The 2649-nt window shown below is 50.1% G+C and carries 2 protein-coding genes and 1 pseudogene; all 3 read left to right on the top strand.

All coding sequences use genetic code 11. From position 1 onward, the window contains the following. Nucleotides 1–483 (top strand): annotated as a pseudogene (locus NDA06_RS26505) (hypothetical protein); the annotation flags it as partial. Beyond that, entirely contained in the window at nt 480–1907 is a 1428-nt protein-coding gene (locus NDA06_RS26500) for a sulfite exporter TauE/SafE family protein (RefSeq protein ID WP_190523859.1), read from the top strand. The pseudogene NDA06_RS26505 and the gene NDA06_RS26500, both read left to right, overlap by 4 nt. Before the next feature lie 274 nt (nt 1908–2181). Continuing rightward, nucleotides 2182–2442, top strand: coding sequence for a hypothetical protein (locus tag NDA06_RS26495; RefSeq protein ID WP_348251947.1), 261 nt, complete (start codon nt 2182–2184; stop codon nt 2440–2442). Nucleotides 2443–2649 lie beyond the last annotated feature (207 nt).

Below are 2649 nucleotides of genomic sequence, written 5' to 3'. Positions count from 1 at the left end.
TTGCAGGGCATGGCACGGGTGAAGCATTTGCAGGGCGACCAGTCAGGCGCTCAGGAGTTATGGGACAAAGCCGAAGCGTTAATCCGCCAGCATCAAAATATCACTTCTTTTGGACATAGGCGCGAACTGGCACGCCTGTTACTGGAACGGGGGCGTTCCGAGGACTTCGCGGAAGCGCTTTCCCTAATGCAGGCAGAAGTCGCTATCCGCCGCGATGCAGAGACACTGGATACTCTAGCTTGGGCGCTTTGCCGTTCGGAACGCTGGCGGGAAGCTCAGCAGGTCGTTGCCGAAGCGCTAGGGCGAGGCACTCGTGATGCGGGAATTTTTGCTCGCGCAGGCACAATCGAGCAGGCATTGGGGAATAATTCCCAAGCGATCGCTTATTTCCAAAAAGCTGAAGAAATCGACCCGACTTTTGACGAACAGACACAGCGATCGCAAAGACTTAACTCAAATTCTGCAACCGAGGTGAATCAATGAACGCAAAGTGGCGTCGATACGGCACGCTGAGCCTGCTGTCGTTTTTGGGAGCGATATTACTTTGGTTCGCTGCTGCTACCCCTAGTTACTCTCACTGGGCTGATTTGTCAGTAGCTGAGATTATGGTGGGCGAGACTGAAACTCAAATGACGCTTACCTTTCCCACAGGGTTGATGGCATTTGCAGATGACAACCAGGATAGTCAACTTTCACCCGATGAAGTCCGGACTCATCAAACTCAGTTGCAGACATTCTTAAGCGATCGCATCCGCCTCAGCGATAACCAGAAGCAAAAAGCTACCCTAACCATTAACGCATCAGAGACCAGCGCCCTACCGCCAAACTTGAAAGTTACCACGGGCACCCACAGCAGCTTACAGCTCACCTACAACTGGTCTCAGCCGGTTCAAGGACTCCAGATCCACTACAATCTATTTCTGCCTGGAGTGCCAACCGCCACTTGCCTTGCAACGATTCTGCATTCCGGACAGGTGCAAAACTTTATCTTCAGCCCCAAAAACCAGACATTTTCATTAATGCCGCCTGGGTTGGCGTGGCTTAACGGGGGAAGCTTGCTGATTGCGATCGCTGGCTCATTTGCGTGGGGTGCAATGCACGCCCTCTCTCCCGGTCACGGCAAGACGATTGTGGGAGCGTACTTGGTGGGTTCCCATGCTACCCCCAAACACGCCCTATTTTTAGGGCTAGCGACGACAATCGCCCATACTACCGGCGTGTTTGCCTTGGGAGCGATCGCGCTGTTTGCCTCACAGTACATCCTGCCCGATCAGTTATATCCCTGGCTTAGTGTCCTCTCCGGTTTGATGGTGGTGGCGATTGGTCTCAACTTGTTCATCAACCGCCTGCGGAGTCATCAAATCGGCAAATTAGCGACGGCACATCAGCATCTTAGCTTTTCAGCTTCCCAGAGCCATTCCCACCGTCATCACAGCCACGAACCTCATCACCACGATCATCACCACGACGATTCTCATCACCACGAACCTCATCACCACCATCACCCTCACGAACCTCATCACCACGGCGAACATTCTCACCACAACCACTCGCACTTACCCCCAGGTGCGGATGGATCGCCCGTTACCTGGCGTAACCTGCTTGCCCTAGGTATTTCAGGCGGTTTGGTGCCGTGTCCTTCAGCCTTGGTTTTGCTGCTAAGCGCGATCGCTCTGGGACGGATCGGCTTTGGACTGATGCTGGTGTTGACATTTAGTTTAGGACTCGCAGGCGTGCTAACGGGGTTGGGATTGCTACTCGTTTACAGCAAGCGCTTCTTCGATCGGCTACCGATTCAGATGCGGATCGTAAGGATTTTGCCTGCGGTGAGTGCATTAGTGATTGCCCTCCTGGGTGTAGGCATCACCACCCAAGCCTTGATGCAAACCGGGTTGGTGCGGCTATAAATCGTAGCGTGTTAGCGATCGCTCCTATTGCATCGCTTGCCGAACCCGTTCTCTAAAAAATTGACATTTATCCCGCTAAGTAGGTATGGCGATCTAAATTGAATTATGAAATATTGGCAACAGTAATGAGTGATTTCCAATTTTCCATTGACCAAAGTTTTTTAGCCGTTTTTAATCTAATATTTCACCCATCAACTCAACCATTAAAACTTAAGAAAACCCAATGTTCAGATGCTTCCATTTAACAGCTACCGTATCTACTGCTCTCATTTCATTGTTTCCTGGTATAGCTTTTAGCCTCCCTTTACAGGCAGATTCTCCCTATCCAGTCGTGCCAGCTTCAAATATAGATATTCCGGTTTGCTATCTACAAACTGAAGATGGGAGAACTGTGGATCTCGGTAAATTATGCATTCAAGCTCCTGAAAATTCTCAGGCTCCTTTAAGTAGTAATTTTGGGGCTGGAAATTGCTACTTTGTTGACTCGGCTGGCAAACCCTGTAGAGCTTCTTCAGCCAGTAATCCTCAGCAATAACCGTCAAGAACTTGAATTGTTGAATAATACCAATTCACTGCTTTGATGCCACATTTACGAGTCCCCAATCCGGTTAAAAAGGGGGCAATATATGGATATGTGTCAGACATAAACTAACGACATAGGTTAGCGATACGACGTTCTTGCTGAGTCACCTGCCCTGAGCGGAGGTGGTTTGGGGCAAGCTGCACTATCAGTCAGTTGAAA

This window comes from Trichocoleus sp. ST-U1, from assembly GCF_039961835.1.
Lineage (GTDB): Bacteria > Cyanobacteriota > Cyanobacteriia > Cyanobacteriales > FACHB-T130 > FACHB-T130.
The sequence above is the reverse complement of the archived record's forward strand: the minus strand, read 5'-3'. Positions and strand labels throughout refer to the sequence as shown.